This window comes from Thalassotalea nanhaiensis, assembly GCF_031583575.1.
Classification (GTDB): Bacteria; Pseudomonadota; Gammaproteobacteria; order Enterobacterales; family Alteromonadaceae; genus Thalassotalea_A; species Thalassotalea_A nanhaiensis.
The window spans coordinates 1,581,329-1,596,742 of record NZ_CP134146.1; the positions used below are offsets into that span (position 1 = coordinate 1,581,329).

Genomic DNA, 15,414 nt, shown 5'->3' on the forward strand with positions numbered 1-15,414 from the left:
GCGAGAAACGATAACAGCGGCTCGGCTATCAATTCATCTATCAGCAATGAATAGTATTCCTGAACTTGTTTCAGGATCTTAGAATAAGAACGAAGAAAATGAACTTTACACAATTCACCTTAATATCCACGCTCTGCGTTTCTCGTCTCTTTCTTCTAGTTTCTCGTTTTCTCTACGACTCGTTAAATAATTCTCGACCTATAAGCATACGACGAATTTCTGACGTACCAGCACCAATCTCATATAGTTTAGCGTCACGTAATAAACGACCAGCTGGGAATTCATTAATATAGCCGTTACCACCAAGTAATTGGATAGCATCTAACGCCATTTGAGTTGCTAATTCAGCAGAGTATAAAATCACTGCTGCAGCATCTTTACGGGTTGTTTCACCACGGTCACATGCCATGGCAACCATGTATGCATAAGATTTTGCTGCATTCATTTGAGTGTACATGTCGGCAATCTTGCCTTGTACTAGTTGGAATTCACCAATTGACTGGCCAAATTGTTTACGGTCATGAATGTAAGGAACAACTAAGTCCATACATGCATCCATAATGCCTAAAGGTCCACCTGATAAAACAACACGTTCGTAATCCAGACCTGACATTAATACACGTACGCCTTTGCCTTCTTCACCTAAAATGTTTTCTGCAGGCACTTCACAATCTTGGAATACCAATTCACATGTGTTAGAACCACGCATACCCAATTTATCAAGTTTTTGGTGACGAGAAAATCCAGGGAAGTCACGTTCAACGATAAACGCGGTCATACCTTTTGAGCCTGCATTCACATCAGTTTTTGCATAAACTACGTAAACGTTGGCATCAGGACCATTGGTGATCCACATTTTGTTACCGTTTAAAATGTACTTATCACCTTTTTTGTCAGCACGTAATTTCATGCTTACTACATCAGAACCCGCATTAGGCTCTGACATCGCCAGAGCGCCAATGTGTTCACCGCTACAAAGTTTCGGCAGGTATTTCATTTTTTGTTCGTGACTACCATTTTTGCGTAACTGATTTAAACATAGGTTAGACATCGCGCCGTAACTTAAACCCACAGATGCTGATGCTCTACTGATTTCTTGCATTGCAACCATATGCTCTAAATAGCCTAAGCCTGAACCGCCATATTCTTCTTCAACGGTCATACCTAACAAACCTAAGTCACCAAATTTACGCCATAAATCTGCTGGAAATTCATTATCAATATCAATTTGTTCAGCACGAGGTGCTATTTCATCGCGAGCAAATGAGTTAACGGTGTCGCGGATCATGTCGACGGTTTCGCCTAAGTTGAAGTTTAATGATGAAAATGTAGAAATCATGCTGGTTCCTTTAAAAATGTATTTTATGTACTTAAAATAATAGTTAGTACTATTTTAGTTTAAATTATTGCTTTGGTTTAATTCTTTATGCGCCATTTCACAGCGCTTCTCTAATGTATCTAATTCCATCAGCACCACTTTAATATCATCGAGTTGTTGAATTAATGCTGTTTTTTTGTCTGAAATTAGTTGTTTGATGGTATCCAGTTGGCTGGTGCTGGTTTTGTCTGCGTCATACAGTTCAAATAGTCTACCTGTTTCAGCTAATGAAAAGCCCAAGCGTTTACCACGTAAAATCAATTTTAATCGCACTCGATCACGTCGATTATAAATGCGAGTTTGGCCTCTGCGTTCAGGCATGATTAAGCCCTGATCTTCATAAAAACGAATACTACGAGTTGTAATATCAAATTCTTTAGCGAGTTCGCCAATTGAAAAAGTTGCTGTTTTTTGAGTTGCCATACGCTTATTCGATTAATAGTTTGACTTGAGTATATCTAAAGAGGAAGTTTACGTAAAGGTAAACTTTGGTGGCTAGTATTGTTTAACAATTATCAAAAATGGACGTGACAATGACCCATTTAATAGCGATTAAGAGTGTATTTCAACGGTTCGTCACGAATTGACTACACTTTCACTTGTTATGCTTTAGCTTAACGTTGGCGTAAACTTTCAAAATAATGTACCCTAATGCAAAAATTTATTCTCTAAGAATTCGAAGAGTTCATAATTAAGTAAGGGACAATTACCATGTCATTATCAGATCCTATCGTAATCGTATCTGCAGTAAGAACACCTATGGGTGGTTTTATGGGCGCACTTAGCGATGTTGCTTCGCCTACATTGGGTGCTCAGGCTATTCGCGCCGCAGTAGCTCAAGCAAACTTAGCCTCAGACCAAATTGATGAAGTTGTAATGGGGTGTGTACTTGCAGCAGGCTTGAAACAAGCACCTGCTCGTCAAGCTGCACTTGGCGCTGACCTAGACTTGGGAACTGTATGTTCTACAGTGAGTAAAGTTTGTGGTTCAGGCATGAAAGCAACGATGAATGCATTTGATTCAATTGCTGCTGGTAGTATTGATGTAGCGGTAGCCGGTGGTTTTGAAAGTATGTCACAAGCACCTTACTTATTACCTAAAGCTCGAGGCGGTATGCGCATGGGTCATGGTCAAGTGATTGATCACATGATGTTTGACGGTTTAGAAAATGCCTATGACGGTATTGCTATGGGGTGTTTTGCTCAAGAAACTGCTGATGATGTGAGCTTTACGCGTGAAGACATGGATGCATTTGCAATTTCTTCTTTAGCAAAAGCTAATGCAGCAATTAGTAATGGTCATTTTAAAGATGAAATTACACCAGTGACGTACAAAACTCGTCGTGGTGATGTAACTGTTGATACTGATGAACAGCCGGGTAATGCCCGTCCAGAAAAAATCCCTTCATTAAGAGCTGCGTTCAAACGAGATGGTACAATAACGGCGGCCAATTCAAGTTCTATTTCTGATGGTGCTGCAGCAATGGTCTTAATGCGCTTATCTGAAGCAGAAAAACGTGGCTTAACACCTCTTTGTAAAATTGTCGGTCATACAAACCACGCTCAAAAACCTAGCGAGTTTACCGTTGCGCCAGTTGGTGCCGTTAATAAGTTATTTGCTCGCATCGGCTGGTCAAAAGAAGATGTTGATTTATTTGAAATCAATGAAGCGTTTGCTATGGTTACTATGCTTGCAATTAAAGAGTTGGATTTAGACGATAAAAAAGTCAATGTTCATGGTGGTGCATGTGCACTAGGTCATCCTATCGGTGCAAGTGGTGCTCGCATTATTGTAACGCTTATCCATGCACTGAAACAACGCGGCTTAAACAAAGGGGTTGCTTCTCTTTGTATTGGTGGCGGTGAAGCAACGGCTATCGCTGTTGAGATGCTTTAACAAAATATTTAAACTTGATAACCGCAGCTTAGGCTGCGGTTTCTGTATGTAATAACTAATTATTGATCAATTAATGAATTAATCGATCTGTAATTCTAGATCAGGAACTAACAATGAATTTTGATTTAACCGAAGACCAGCAAATGTTTGCTGACTTAGCTGCACAGTTCTCACAAGCTGAATTCGCACCACACGCCGCAAAATGGGATAGCGAGCATGTTTTCCCTAAAGACGTTATTGCCAAAGCCGGTGAGTTAGGCTTTTGTGGTTTATATTCACCAGAGGGTGCCGGTGGTTTAGGTTTATCTCGTTTAGACTCATCAATTGTTTTTGAGCAGTTGTCTATGGGGTGTACTGCTACAACTGCAATGATCACTATCCATAATATGGCTACCTGGATGTTAGCTACATGGGGAACTGAAGCCGTTAAAGAAGAATGGTGTGATGGCCTAATTAGTGGTCAACAACTTGCTTCTTATTGTTTAACTGAACCCGGTGCTGGTTCAGATGCCGCATCGTTAAGAACTTCAGCAAAAAAAGATGGTGAAGAATACGTAATTAACGGTTCTAAAATGTTTATTTCTGGTGCTGGTGAAACAGATGTTCTGATTGCTATGGTACGTACTGGCGGCCCTGGAGCTAAAGGTATTTCGGCTGTTGTGATTCCGGCTAATACTCCTGGAGTAATTTATGGCAAGGCCGAAGAAAAGTTAGGTTGGAATGCACAACCAACACGGTTAATTACTTTTGAAGATGTTCGAATTCCAGTTGCTAACCTGCTAGGTCAAGAAGGTGAAGGCTTTGCGATAGCAATGAAAGGCCTTGATGGTGGTCGTATAAATATTGCTACTTGTTCAATTGGTACTGCGCAACAAGCATTAAATACCGCTATTGAATATATGAAAGAACGTGAACAATTTGGTAAACCAATTGCTGCGTTCCAGGGGATGCAATTTAAATTATCAGATATGGCAACAGAGCTGGTAGCAGCCCGTCAAATGGTACGTTTGGCGGCATATAAACTTGATACCAATCACCCAGAAAAAACAGCCTATTGTGCAATGGCAAAGCAGTTTGCTACCGATGTTGGATTTAAAGTGTGTGATGCAGCATTGCAAATCCATGGTGGTTACGGTTACATAAAAGAATACCCAATTGAACGTCATTTCCGCGATGTTCGTGTTCATCAAATTCTGGAAGGCACTAATGAAATTATGCGTTTAATTGTGTCTCGTCGTTTATTAACTGAAGGTGCTGGACAGCTTCTTTAAATTATCAGTTTGGTAGAATTTATTATGTCAGAATATTTAAAATTAGAAAAAATTAACAATACAGCAGTCGTCACCTTTAATAACCCTCCGGCTCATACTTGGACGTTAACTAGCTTAGCGGCACTTCGTGATTTGGTGCTAGAACTAAATGCCGATAAAGATATTTATGCATTAGTATTAACCGCAGATAGTGAGAAGTTTTTCTCTGCTGGCGCTGATTTAAACGTGTTTGCTGATGGCGACAAAGACAATGCACAAGCGATGGCCGATATGTTTGGCCAAGCATTTGAAACACTGTCTCAGTTTAGAGGCGTATCAATTGCGGCTATTAATGGTTATGCAATGGGCGGTGGTTTAGAAGTTGCCTTAGCTTGTGACCTGCGTATTGCTGAAGAGCATGCGGTAATGGCATTGCCAGAAGCTTCAGTTGGTTTATTGCCTTGTGCAGGTGGCACACAAAATTTGCATATTTTAGTTGGTGAAGGTTGGACTAAGCGCATGATATTGTGCGGTGAACGTGTTGACTCAGCCACTGCTTTACGTATTGGTTTAGTTGAAGAAGTTGTGGCTTCGGGCACATCTAAAGACGCAGCCATTGCACTTGCTGGCAAAGTAGCCCGTCAAAGTCCTGTTGCTGTTGCTGCATGTAAAAGCCTTATCCAAATGAATCGCTCAGGTAGTATCGCACAAGCTTTACCTGTTGAACGCCAAGCGTTTGTTGATTTATTTGACAGTAAAGACCAAAAAGAGGGGGTTAATGCCTTCCTTGAAAAACGTAAACCACAATGGGTAAACGGGTAGGATTAACAAATGTCTGAAGTAGTATTATTTGAAGAATTAAATTGTAGTAATGGTAAAAAGATTGCTGTTGCTACATTAAATGCAGAGCGCTCGTTGAATGCATTAAGCCATGACATGGTTAAGCAATTATTCCCACAGCTATCTGCTTGGCAAAAAGACAGCGATATTGCTGCTGTTTTTTTACATGGCGCTGGCGAAAAAGCGTTTTGTGCTGGTGGTGATATCGTTCATCTGTATAACAATTTGCCTGAAAACAATGGTGAACCAGCTCCTGCTATCGAAGAGTTTTTTACTGACGAGTACCAACTTGACCACCTTATTCATACCTTTAACAAACCTTTTATAGTTTGGGGAAATGGAATCGTAATGGGTGGCGGTTTAGGGTTAATGGCTGGTGGCAGTCATCGCGTTGTAACTGAAACTACTCGTATTGCCATGCCAGAAATTAGTATTGGTTTATATCCAGATGTTGGCGGAAGTTACTTCTTAAATAAAATGCCTGGAAACAGTGGTTTATTTCTTGGATTAACAGGTGCTTCTATTAATGCGAGCGATGCTAAATATACTCACCTCGGTGATCATTTTATCTCTAACGATAAAAAGCAATTAGTATTAGACGAACTATTAACAATTAATTGGGGCGATACTATCGCGCTTAACCATGAAAAGTTAAGCACTCTAATGGTTGATTTTGAACAGCGCTCAATTGCTGGTGCACCGATTTCTAATGTACAACATCATCAGGAGTTAATATCTCAATTAACTAGTGCTGATAATATAACAACAATTGTTGCTGATATCTTAGCGTTTGAAAGTGAAGATAAGTGGATAAACCGCGCACAAAAATCACTTGCTCACGGCAGTGCACTTAGTGCTACGTTAACTTATCGTCAATTACAAGAAAGTGAAAATTTATCACTAGCTGATTGCTTTAAATTAGAACTTGGCATTTCAACAAAATGTGGCGAATTTGGAGAATTTAAAGAAGGCGTTAGAGCTCTTTTAATTGAAAAAGATAATAAACCACAATGGAAGTACAGTAGCATTAATGATGTTGAGCCTGAGGTTGTCGACTGGTTTTTTACAACGCCATGGCCAGCTGCTGAACATCCATTAGCCAATTTATAATTAGACAATAATTACAGTAAACAAGAATTCATATTTAGGAGTTAACTATGGCGAACATCGCATTTATCGGTTTAGGTAATATGGGCGGACCAATGGCCTCAAATTTACTTAAGTCGGGTCATCAAGTTGCAGTTTTTGATTTATTTCCAGAAGCCGTAGCTAAATTAGTTAGTGAAGGTGCTTCAACGGCTGATAAAGTTTCAGAGTGTGTTAAAGAAGCAGACTTTATCGTATCAATGCTACCTGCAGGCAAGCATGTTGAAGGATTATATATAGGTGATGATGGCTTAATTAATTACATTAAGCCTGGAGCGTTAATTATTGATTCATCAACTATTGATAAAGGTACAGTACTAAAAGTTTCCTCAGCTTTAGCATCTAAGGGCATTAACTTTATTGATGCACCTGTTTCAGGTGGTGTAGGCGGTGCTCAAGCAGGTACATTAAGCTTTATGGTTGGCGGTAGTGATGACGATTTCGCTACTGCAAAACCTATTTTAGAAAATATGGGTAAAAATATTTTCCATGCAGGTTCGCACGGTGCTGGGCAAGTGGCAAAAGTATGCAATAACATGTTATTAGCGGTCTTAATGTCCGGAACTTCAGAAGCTCTACAACTCGGCATGGACAATGGTCTTGACGCTAAGGTACTCTCGGATATCATGTTACAAAGCTCTGGTCGTAATTGGACTTTGGAAGTATATAACCCATGTCCAGATGTTATGGAAAATGTGCCTTCATCAAATGACTATAATGGCGGTTTCATGACTGATTTAATGGCAAAAGATTTAGGGTTAGCCATGGATACTGCTGTTCAAAGCCAATCATCAACGCCAATGGGAGCATTGGCTAGAAATCTATTTGCATTGCATGCAGGTAATGGAAATGGCAGTAAAGATTTTTCCAGTATTATTAAAATGTTTGAAAAGGCTTAAGTAAAAGCTTGAGATTAAGGTAGAAAAATGAATTTACAAGATAAAGTGATTGTTATCACTGGTGGCGGCCAAGGTTTAGGTCGTACAATGGCCGTAGAGTTTGCCAAAAAAGGTGCTAAGTTAGCGCTTATCGATTTAGGTGAAGAAATGTTGGCCGAAACAGTTAGTCTAGTAGAGCAGGCTGGTAGTTCAGCAAAATACTACTTGGCTAACGTGACCAATGAAGAACAAATCGAACAAACCTTTGAACAAATTGCCGGCGACTTCAATGGCATTGATGGTTTAGTGAACAATGCCGGAATTTTACGCGACGGTATGTTTGTTAAAGCTAAAGATGGCGAAATTACGAAAAAAATGTCACTTGCACAATTTCAATCAGTTATTGATGTGAACTTAACCGGTGTGTTTTTATGTGGTCGTGAAGCAGCTGTGCAAATGATCAAACATGGCCGTAAGGGTGTTATTGTTAATATGTCATCAATTGCCCGTGGTGGTAACATGGGACAAACTAACTATGCTGCTGCCAAAGCCGGTGTAGTTGCTATGACTGTTACTTGGGCACGTGAACTTGGTCGTCAAGGTATCCGTGTTGGTGCTATTGCACCAGGTGTTATTAAAACGGCTATGACAGACGCAATGAAACCAGAAATGCGTGAACGTTTAGAGAAAATGAAACCTGTAGGCCGTTTAGGTACTGCAGAGGAAATTGCTCATACTGCACAATACATTTTTGAAAATGACTTCTTTACTGGTCGTGTTGTTGAATGTGACGGTGGCCTAAGCATGTAAATTGCTTGAAAGTTTTAACAAAAAAACGAGCTATGCTCGTTTTTTTTTGCACATTTTCAACATGAACGTTATATATTAGGCAAGCACTAGGTATCATAATTAAGTAAATAAAGAGTATTAAATGAATAGAGCATTATTCCTTGATAGAGACGGCATTATTAATGTTGACCATGGTTACGTTTATAAACCTGATGAGTTTGAATTTGTCGATGGAATATTCGATGTTTGTCGGCATGCACAAGAGCTTGGTTTACAGTTAATCGTGATCACAAATCAATCAGGTATTGGCCGGGGAAAATATTCAGAACAGCAGTTTTTGTCCCTAAGTAGTTGGATGAAAAAAGAATTTTTGAAAGAAGGGATCATTATTACAGATGTGTTCTTTTGCCCCCATCACCCAACAAAAGGACTTGATGCCTATAAAGTAGCATGTAAATGTCGTAAACCTGAGCCAGGAATGATCTTTAAAGCTGCAGAAAAACATAATATAGATCTGAAACAGAGTATCTTCATTGGCGATAAAGTGTCAGATATTAAGGCTGCTGAAAATGCAGGCGTGCATAATCGCATCTTAGTAAGTGGTAAATACTCGGATGATGGCTATATTACTGCCCATCGAATTGATAATGTCTGTTCAGCAATTAACCATATCGACTAAATTTGTATATAAAATATACAAACAAACACCTTTATTAAATTAATTTAATAAAGGTGTTGACCTTATCGAAAAAATCACTAAAATGCGCATCTCTTCTTCGGGGCAACCCAAGAAGGTGTTTTAATAAGTTAAGTAATCCAATAGGTGAACTTAATTGACAATGAAACCTTTTAAAATAGCTTTTAGAAATATTAGCAAAAACTTAAAAAAATCGTTGACATTAAAACTAGGGTGCTTATAATGCGCATCCTGCTTCGGGCAAACGGTTTAACCGGTTTGAAGCAAAAGAGACTAACGAATGCGATTAGCTCTTCGTTCGAATAGAACGGTTCTTTAACAATTAGTTATCATGCAATTTGTGTGGGCACTCACATTAAGATTGATTTACAACATAGATACTTCGGTATCAAAAATCACTTAATGATGATGAACACACAAACAAATTAATTATCTTTATTTAGCGATGAAGTTAATTAGTACGTTTTAGTTTAACCAGCTTCTGGTTAGACGAAACATTCAGAATTCATTGAGTAGCATCGCTTGTCGATGCATATGTAACAACTTTTTAATTGAAGAGTTTGATCATGGCTCAGATTGAACGCTGGCGGCAGGCTTAACACATGCAAGTCGAGCGGAAACGAAGGGTAGCTTGCTACTCTGGCGTCGAGCGGCGGACGGGTGAGTAATGCTTGGGAATATGCCTTTAGGTGGGGGACAACAGTTGGAAACGACTGCTAATACCGCATAATGTCTACGGACCAAAGGGGGGGATCTTCGGACCTCTCGCCTATAGATTAGCCCAAGTGAGATTAGCTAGTTGGTAAGGTAAAGGCTTACCAAGGCGACGATCTCTAGCTGGTTTGAGAGGATGATCAGCCACACTGGGACTGAGACACGGCCCAGACTCCTACGGGAGGCAGCAGTGGGGAATATTGCACAATGGGGGAAACCCTGATGCAGCCATGCCGCGTGTGTGAAGAAGGCCTTCGGGTTGTAAAGCACTTTCAGTTGTGAGGAAAGGTTAGTAGTTAATAACTGCTAGCTGTGACGTTAGCAACAGAAGAAGCACCGGCTAACTCCGTGCCAGCAGCCGCGGTAATACGGAGGGTGCGAGCGTTAATCGGAATTACTGGGCGTAAAGCGTGCGTAGGCGGTTTGTTAAGCAAGATGTGAAAGCCCAGGGCTCAACCTTGGAACTGCATTTTGAACTGGCAAGCTAGAGTATTGTAGAGGGTGGTGGAATTTCCAGTGTAGCGGTGAAATGCGTAGAGATTGGAAGGAACATCAGTGGCGAAGGCGGCCACCTGGACAAATACTGACGCTGAGGCACGAAAGCGTGGGGAGCAAACAGGATTAGATACCCTGGTAGTCCACGCCGTAAACGATGTCAACTAGCTGTCTGTAGACTTGATCTGTGGGTAGCGCAGCTAACGCGATAAGTTGACCGCCTGGGGAGTACGGCCGCAAGGTTAAAACTCAAATGAATTGACGGGGGCCCGCACAAGCGGTGGAGCATGTGGTTTAATTCGATGCAACGCGAAGAACCTTACCATCCCTTGACATCCAGAGAATTTTCTAGAGATAGATTAGTGCCTTCGGGAACTCTGAGACAGGTGCTGCATGGCTGTCGTCAGCTCGTGTTGTGAAATGTTGGGTTAAGTCCCGCAACGAGCGCAACCCCTATCCTTATTTGCCAGCGAGTAGTGTCGGGAACTCTAAGGAGACTGCCGGTGATAAACCGGAGGAAGGTGGGGACGACGTCAAGTCATCATGGCCCTTACGGGATGGGCTACACACGTGCTACAATGGCAGGTACAGAGGGCAGCAAGACCGCGAGGTGGAGCGAATCCCAGAAAGCCTGTCGTAGTCCGGATCGGAGTCTGCAACTCGACTCCGTGAAGTCGGAATCGCTAGTAATCGTGGATCAGAATGCCACGGTGAATACGTTCCCGGGCCTTGTACACACCGCCCGTCACACCATGGGAGTAGGTTGCAAAAGAAGTAGCTAGTTTAACCTTCGGGGGGACGGTTACCACTTTGTGATTTATGACTGGGGTGAAGTCGTAACAAGGTAACCCTAGGGGAACCTGGGGTTGGATCACCTCCTTACCTTAAGTAGACAACTTAATGAGAGCTTAGGCTCTGCGAGTGTTCACACAAATTGTATGATAACGAAAGATGAAGAAGTATAGGTCGTGACTACTTAAGTTGCAGACCCATCATGATAGGTCTGTAGCTCAGCTGGTTAGAGCGCACCCCTGATAAGGGTGAGGTCGGCAGTTCAAGTCTGCCCAGACCTACCAAATTAACGTTTTTACTGCGTTATATTATGACTCGTTTAAGAAACACTAAACGTCGTCATAACATGCCTTGTAAAAAGCGCTAATTACCATTGGTAAAACAATGGGGCTATAGCTCAGCTGGGAGAGCGCCTGCCTTGCACGCAGGAGGTCAGCAGTTCGATCCTGCTTAGCTCCACCATTTACTTACTCTTCTTCACAAGAAAGACCAAATTTAAATTATCTTTTAAGATGTTTTAAATTTGGTTTTTTACCAACATAGATACCGAATGTGCGTATCAATGTACTCTTTAACAATTTGGAAAGCTGATATTAAACCCGGTAATTCATGTTTATGACCTCCAATCATAAACGTTCAATGAATTACCACGATAAACAACTTGTTGTTTATCAACCGAGCTGTTTTATACAACAGCTCAACATTATTAATGGCAACTCTTATCGTGTTGTCATTAGTTCTTACTCAAGGCTCACAGTTTACTGTGGGTTTGACATGAAGATGTCAACATTCTTATGAATGCGTGAAAATGTCAGACCTATAACTTAGTTCGGATTAGTCTCCGAACATTCTTGAAGTTGCAAGACTTTTTGGGGTTGTATGGTTAAGTGACTAAGCGTATGTGGTGGATGCCTTGGCAGTTAGAGGCGATGAAGGACGTGTTAATCTGCGAAAAGCTGTGTTAAGCCGATAAAAGGCGTTATAGGCACAGATGTCCGAATGGGGGAACCCACCCAACGTAAGTTGGGTATCTTTTAGTGAATACATAGCTAATTGAGGCGAACCGGGAGAACTGAAACATCTAAGTACCCCGAGGAAAAGAAATCAACCGAGATTTCGTTAGTAGCGGCGAGCGAACGCGAATCAGCCCTTAAGCTATTTGGGCGTTAGTGGAATGTTCTGGAAAGGACAGCGATACAGGGTGATAGCCCCGTACACAAAAACAACCTAATAGTGAAATCGAGTAGGTCGGGACACGAGAAATCTTGACTGAATATGGGGGGACCATCCTCCAAGGCTAAATACTCCTAACTGACCGATAGTGAACCAGTACCGTGAGGGAAAGGCGAAAAGAACCCCTGTGAGGGGAGTGAAATAGAACCTGAAACCGCATACGTACAAGCAGTGGAAGCCGGATTTAGTCCGGTGCCTGCGTACCTTTTGTATAATGGGTCAGCGACTTATGTTCTGTAGCAAGGTTAACCGATTAGGGGAGCCGTAGCGAAAGCGAGTGTTAACTGCGCGTTTAGTTGCAGGGCATAGACCCGAAACCCGGCGATCTACCCATGGGCAGGTTGAAGGTTGAGTAACATCAACTGGAGGACCGAACACACGTATGTTGAAAAATGCGGTGATGACTTGTGGGTCGGAGTGAAAGGCTAATCAAGCCGGGAGATAGCTGGTTCTCCCCGAAATCTATTTAGGTAGAGCCTCGCACGAACACCATTGGGGGTAGAGCACTGTTAAGGCTAGGGGGTCATCCCGACTTACCAACCCTTTGCAAACTCCGAATACCAATGAGTGATATGCGGGAGACACACTACGGGTGCTAACGTCCGTTGTGGAAAGGGAAACAACCCAGACCGCCAGCTAAGGTCCCAAAGTCATAGTTAAGTGGGAAACGATGTGGAAAGGCATAGACAGCTAGGAGGTTGGCTTAGAAGCAGCCATCCTTTAAAGAAAGCGTAATAGCTCACTAGTCGAGTCGGTCTGCGCGGAAGATGTAACGGGGCTAAACTATGCACCGAAGCTGCGGATTCATCTTAGGATGAGTGGTAGGGGAGCGTTCTGTAAGCCGTTGAAGGTGAATCGTAAGGTTTGCTGGAGGTATCAGAAGTGCGAATGCTGACATGAGTAACGATAAGGGGAGTGAAAAACTCCCCCGCCGAAAGACCAAGGTTTCCTGTCCCATGTTAATCAGGGCAGGGTAAGTCGGCCCCTAAGGCGAGGCGGAAACGCGTAGTCGATGGGAAACAGATTAATATTTCTGTACTTCTATATATTGCGAAGGAGGGACGGAGAAGGCTAAGCAAGCATGGCGCTGGTTGTCCATGTGAAAGTATGTAGGCTGAAGAATTAGGTAAATCCGGTTCTTCTTAAGGCTGAGATACGAGACGAGACTCTACGGAGTTGAAGTTGTTGATGCCATACTTCCAGGAAAAGCTTCTAAGCTTCAGATATATAGGAACCGTACCCCAAACCGACACAGGTGGTTAGGTAGAGAATACTAAGGCGCTTGAGAGAACTCGGGTGAAGGAACTAGGCAAAATAGTACCGTAACTTCGGGAGAAGGTACGCTCTCTAGTGTGAATCCCTTGCGGAGTAAGCACAGGAGAGTCGAAGTAACCAGGTGGCTGGAACTGTTTATTAAAAACACAGCACTGTGCAAAATCGAAAGATGACGTATACGGTGTGACGCCTGCCCGGTGCCGGAAGGTTAATTGATTGGGTTAGCTCTGCGAAGCTCATGATCGAAGCCCCGGTAAACGGCGGCCGTAACTATAACGGTCCTAAGGTAGCGAAATTCCTTGTCGGGTAAGTTCCGACCTGCACGAATGGCGTAATCATGGCCACACTGTCTCCACCCGAGACTCAGTGAAATTGAATTTGCGGTTAAGATGCCGTATACCCGCGGCTAGACGGAAAGACCCCGTGAACCTTTACTATAGCTTGACAGTGAACATTGCTCCTACATGTGTAGGATAGGTGGGAGGCTTTGAAACCGCGTCGCTAGATGTGGTGGAGCCAATCTTGAAATACCACCCTTGTATGCGTGATGTTCTAACCTAGGGCCCTTATCGGGCTTGGGGACACTGTCTGGTGGGTAGTTTGACTGGGGCGGTCTCCTCCCAAAGAGTAACGGAGGAGCACGAAGGTTGGCTAAGTATGGTCGGACATCATACGGTTAGTGCAATGGCATAAGCCAGCTTAACTGCGAGACAGACACGTCGAGCAGGTACGAAAGTAGGTCATAGTGATCCGGTGGTTCTGTATGGAAGGGCCATCGCTCAACGGATAAAAGGTACTCCGGGGATAACAGGCTGATACCGCCCAAGAGTTCATATCGACGGCGGTGTTTGGCACCTCGATGTCGGCTCATCACATCCTGGGGCTGAAGTCGGTCCCAAGGGTATGGCTGTTCGCCATTTAAAGTGGTACGCGAGCTGGGTTTAGAACGTCGTGAGACAGTTCGGTCCCTATCTGCCGTGGGCGTTTGAGAATTGAAGAGGGCTGCTCCTAGTACGAGAGGACCGGAGTGGACGAACCTCTGGTGTTCGGGTTGTCACGCCAGTGGCATTGCCCGGTAGCTACGTTCGGAACTGATAACCGCTGAAAGCATCTAAGCGGGAAGCAGGCTTTGAGATGAGTTCTCACTGGGACTTTAAGTCCCCTAAAGGGTCGTTGGAGACTACAACGTTGATAGGTCAGGTGTGTAAGTGCTGTGAGGCATTGAGCTAACTGATACTAATTGCCCGTGAGGCTTAACCATACAACACCCAAGCAGTTTTGCTTGAGTTGTATGGTCTGATGAAAATCACGCATTAAAGAATACGACTTGAGTAAGTCACGGTTTAATACGCGTCCTGAACTTGTTTCAGGATCTATACAGCTTTCAAAATTGTACAATGTTTTTGTCTGGCGACAATAGCACTGTGGAACCACCTGATCCCATGCCGAACTCAGAAGTGAAACGCAGTTGCGCCGATGGTAGTGTGGGAGTTCCCATGTGAGAGTAGGTCATCGCCAGGCTCCTAATTAAAAGAAAGGCTATCCTAACGGATAGCCTTTTTTGCTTTGTATTATTTGAAAAATGAACCACCTGATCCCATGCGCTAATACCAAAACTGGCAGAAGATGAAACGCAGTTGCGCCGATGATAGTGTGGGAGTTCCCATGTGAGAGTAGGTCATCGCCAGGCTCCTAATTAAAAGAAAGGCTATCCTAACGGATAGCCTTTTTTGCTTTCTGCAGATCAAAAAAATACTCCGTCATTCCATCGTGCTTTTGGATGGAACCTCCTACCGCGTATCGTGCCTTGAATGATCATGCTTTTATAGCCACAACACGCTGATGGAGGTCCCGGACATCGCTGCGCGATTCCGGGATGACGTGGTGTAAGTTAATTAGCATCGCGGTTACGCAACCAGAATAAGAAAAAGTACTCCGTCACCGACATAATGCGTTCATCCCTGAACCTGTCGGCATTCGTACTTCCTGTACATCATTCCGCAGTGCTTTTGTGTGGAACCTCCTGCCGTG

9 protein-coding genes, 2 tRNA genes and 3 rRNA genes are annotated in these 15,414 nt (G+C 42.9%); 12 read left to right on the forward strand and 2 right to left on the reverse strand.

Annotated elements, in window-relative coordinates; genetic code table 11:
• Nucleotides 1-172: 172 nt before the first annotated feature.
• Both RI845_RS06985 and RI845_RS06990 read right to left on the reverse strand, forming a co-directional pair.
• Complete coding sequence (locus RI845_RS06985; RefSeq protein ID WP_348389020.1) at nucleotides 173-1,339, reverse strand: isovaleryl-CoA dehydrogenase; 1,167 nt, start codon at nucleotides 1,337-1,339, stop codon at nucleotides 173-175.
• Nucleotides 1,340-1,393: 54 nt separating this feature from the next.
• Complete coding sequence (locus RI845_RS06990; RefSeq protein WP_348389021.1) at nucleotides 1,394-1,801, reverse strand: MerR family transcriptional regulator; 408 nt, start codon at nucleotides 1,799-1,801, stop codon at nucleotides 1,394-1,396.
• Nucleotides 1,802-2,089: 288 nt separating this feature from the next.
• Here RI845_RS06990 and RI845_RS06995 point away from each other — a divergent pair, with 288 nt between their 5' ends.
• The 12 genes from RI845_RS06995 to rrf all read left to right on the forward strand — a co-directional run bounded on the left by RI845_RS06995 (nucleotide 2,090) and on the right by rrf (nucleotide 14,904).
• On the forward strand, nucleotides 2,090-3,274 hold the full coding sequence (locus RI845_RS06995; RefSeq protein WP_348389022.1) for an acetyl-CoA C-acyltransferase: 1,185 nt from the start codon (nucleotides 2,090-2,092) through the stop codon (nucleotides 3,272-3,274).
• A gap of 113 nt (nucleotides 3,275-3,387) precedes the next feature.
• Nucleotides 3,388-4,545 (forward strand): acyl-CoA dehydrogenase family protein, encoded by a 1,158-nt coding sequence (locus RI845_RS07000; RefSeq protein WP_348389023.1) that lies wholly within the window; start codon nucleotides 3,388-3,390, stop codon nucleotides 4,543-4,545.
• 24 nt (nucleotides 4,546-4,569) lie between these two features.
• Nucleotides 4,570-5,346: an enoyl-CoA hydratase gene (locus RI845_RS07005; RefSeq protein WP_348389024.1), complete on the forward strand. Its 777-nt coding sequence runs from the start codon at nucleotides 4,570-4,572 to the stop codon at nucleotides 5,344-5,346.
• Between the two features lie 9 nt (nucleotides 5,347-5,355).
• On the forward strand, nucleotides 5,356-6,474 hold the full coding sequence (locus tag RI845_RS07010) for an enoyl-CoA hydratase/isomerase family protein (protein WP_348389025.1): 1,119 nt from the start codon (nucleotides 5,356-5,358) through the stop codon (nucleotides 6,472-6,474).
• A 47-nt stretch (nucleotides 6,475-6,521) separates the two neighbouring features.
• A complete protein-coding gene (gene mmsB, locus RI845_RS07015; RefSeq protein ID WP_348389026.1) occupies nucleotides 6,522-7,409 on the forward strand; it encodes a 3-hydroxyisobutyrate dehydrogenase in 888 nt (295 codons plus the stop codon).
• A 27-nt stretch (nucleotides 7,410-7,436) separates the two neighbouring features.
• Entirely contained in the window at nucleotides 7,437-8,198 is a 762-nt protein-coding gene (locus tag RI845_RS07020; RefSeq protein ID WP_348389027.1) for an SDR family oxidoreductase, read from the forward strand.
• Nucleotides 8,199-8,319: 121 nt separating this feature from the next.
• Nucleotides 8,320-8,856, forward strand: a complete 537-nt coding sequence (gene gmhB / locus RI845_RS07025; RefSeq protein WP_348389028.1) for a D-glycero-beta-D-manno-heptose 1,7-bisphosphate 7-phosphatase — start codon at nucleotides 8,320-8,322, stop codon at nucleotides 8,854-8,856.
• Nucleotides 8,857-9,422: 566 nt separating this feature from the next.
• Nucleotides 9,423-10,965 (forward strand): 16S ribosomal RNA (locus tag RI845_RS07030).
• Between the two features lie 117 nt (nucleotides 10,966-11,082).
• A tRNA-Ile gene (locus tag RI845_RS07035) sits at nucleotides 11,083-11,159 on the forward strand.
• 102 nt (nucleotides 11,160-11,261) lie between these two features.
• Nucleotides 11,262-11,337 (forward strand) — tRNA-Ala (locus RI845_RS07040).
• Nucleotides 11,338-11,756: 419 nt separating this feature from the next.
• Nucleotides 11,757-14,644: ribosomal RNA gene (locus RI845_RS07045) — 23S ribosomal RNA — on the forward strand.
• A 145-nt stretch (nucleotides 14,645-14,789) separates the two neighbouring features.
• Nucleotides 14,790-14,904 (forward strand): 5S ribosomal RNA (gene rrf / locus RI845_RS07050).
• The 16S, 23S and 5S rRNA genes sit together here with 2 tRNA genes alongside, the layout of an rRNA operon.
• Nucleotides 14,905-15,414 lie beyond the last annotated feature (510 nt).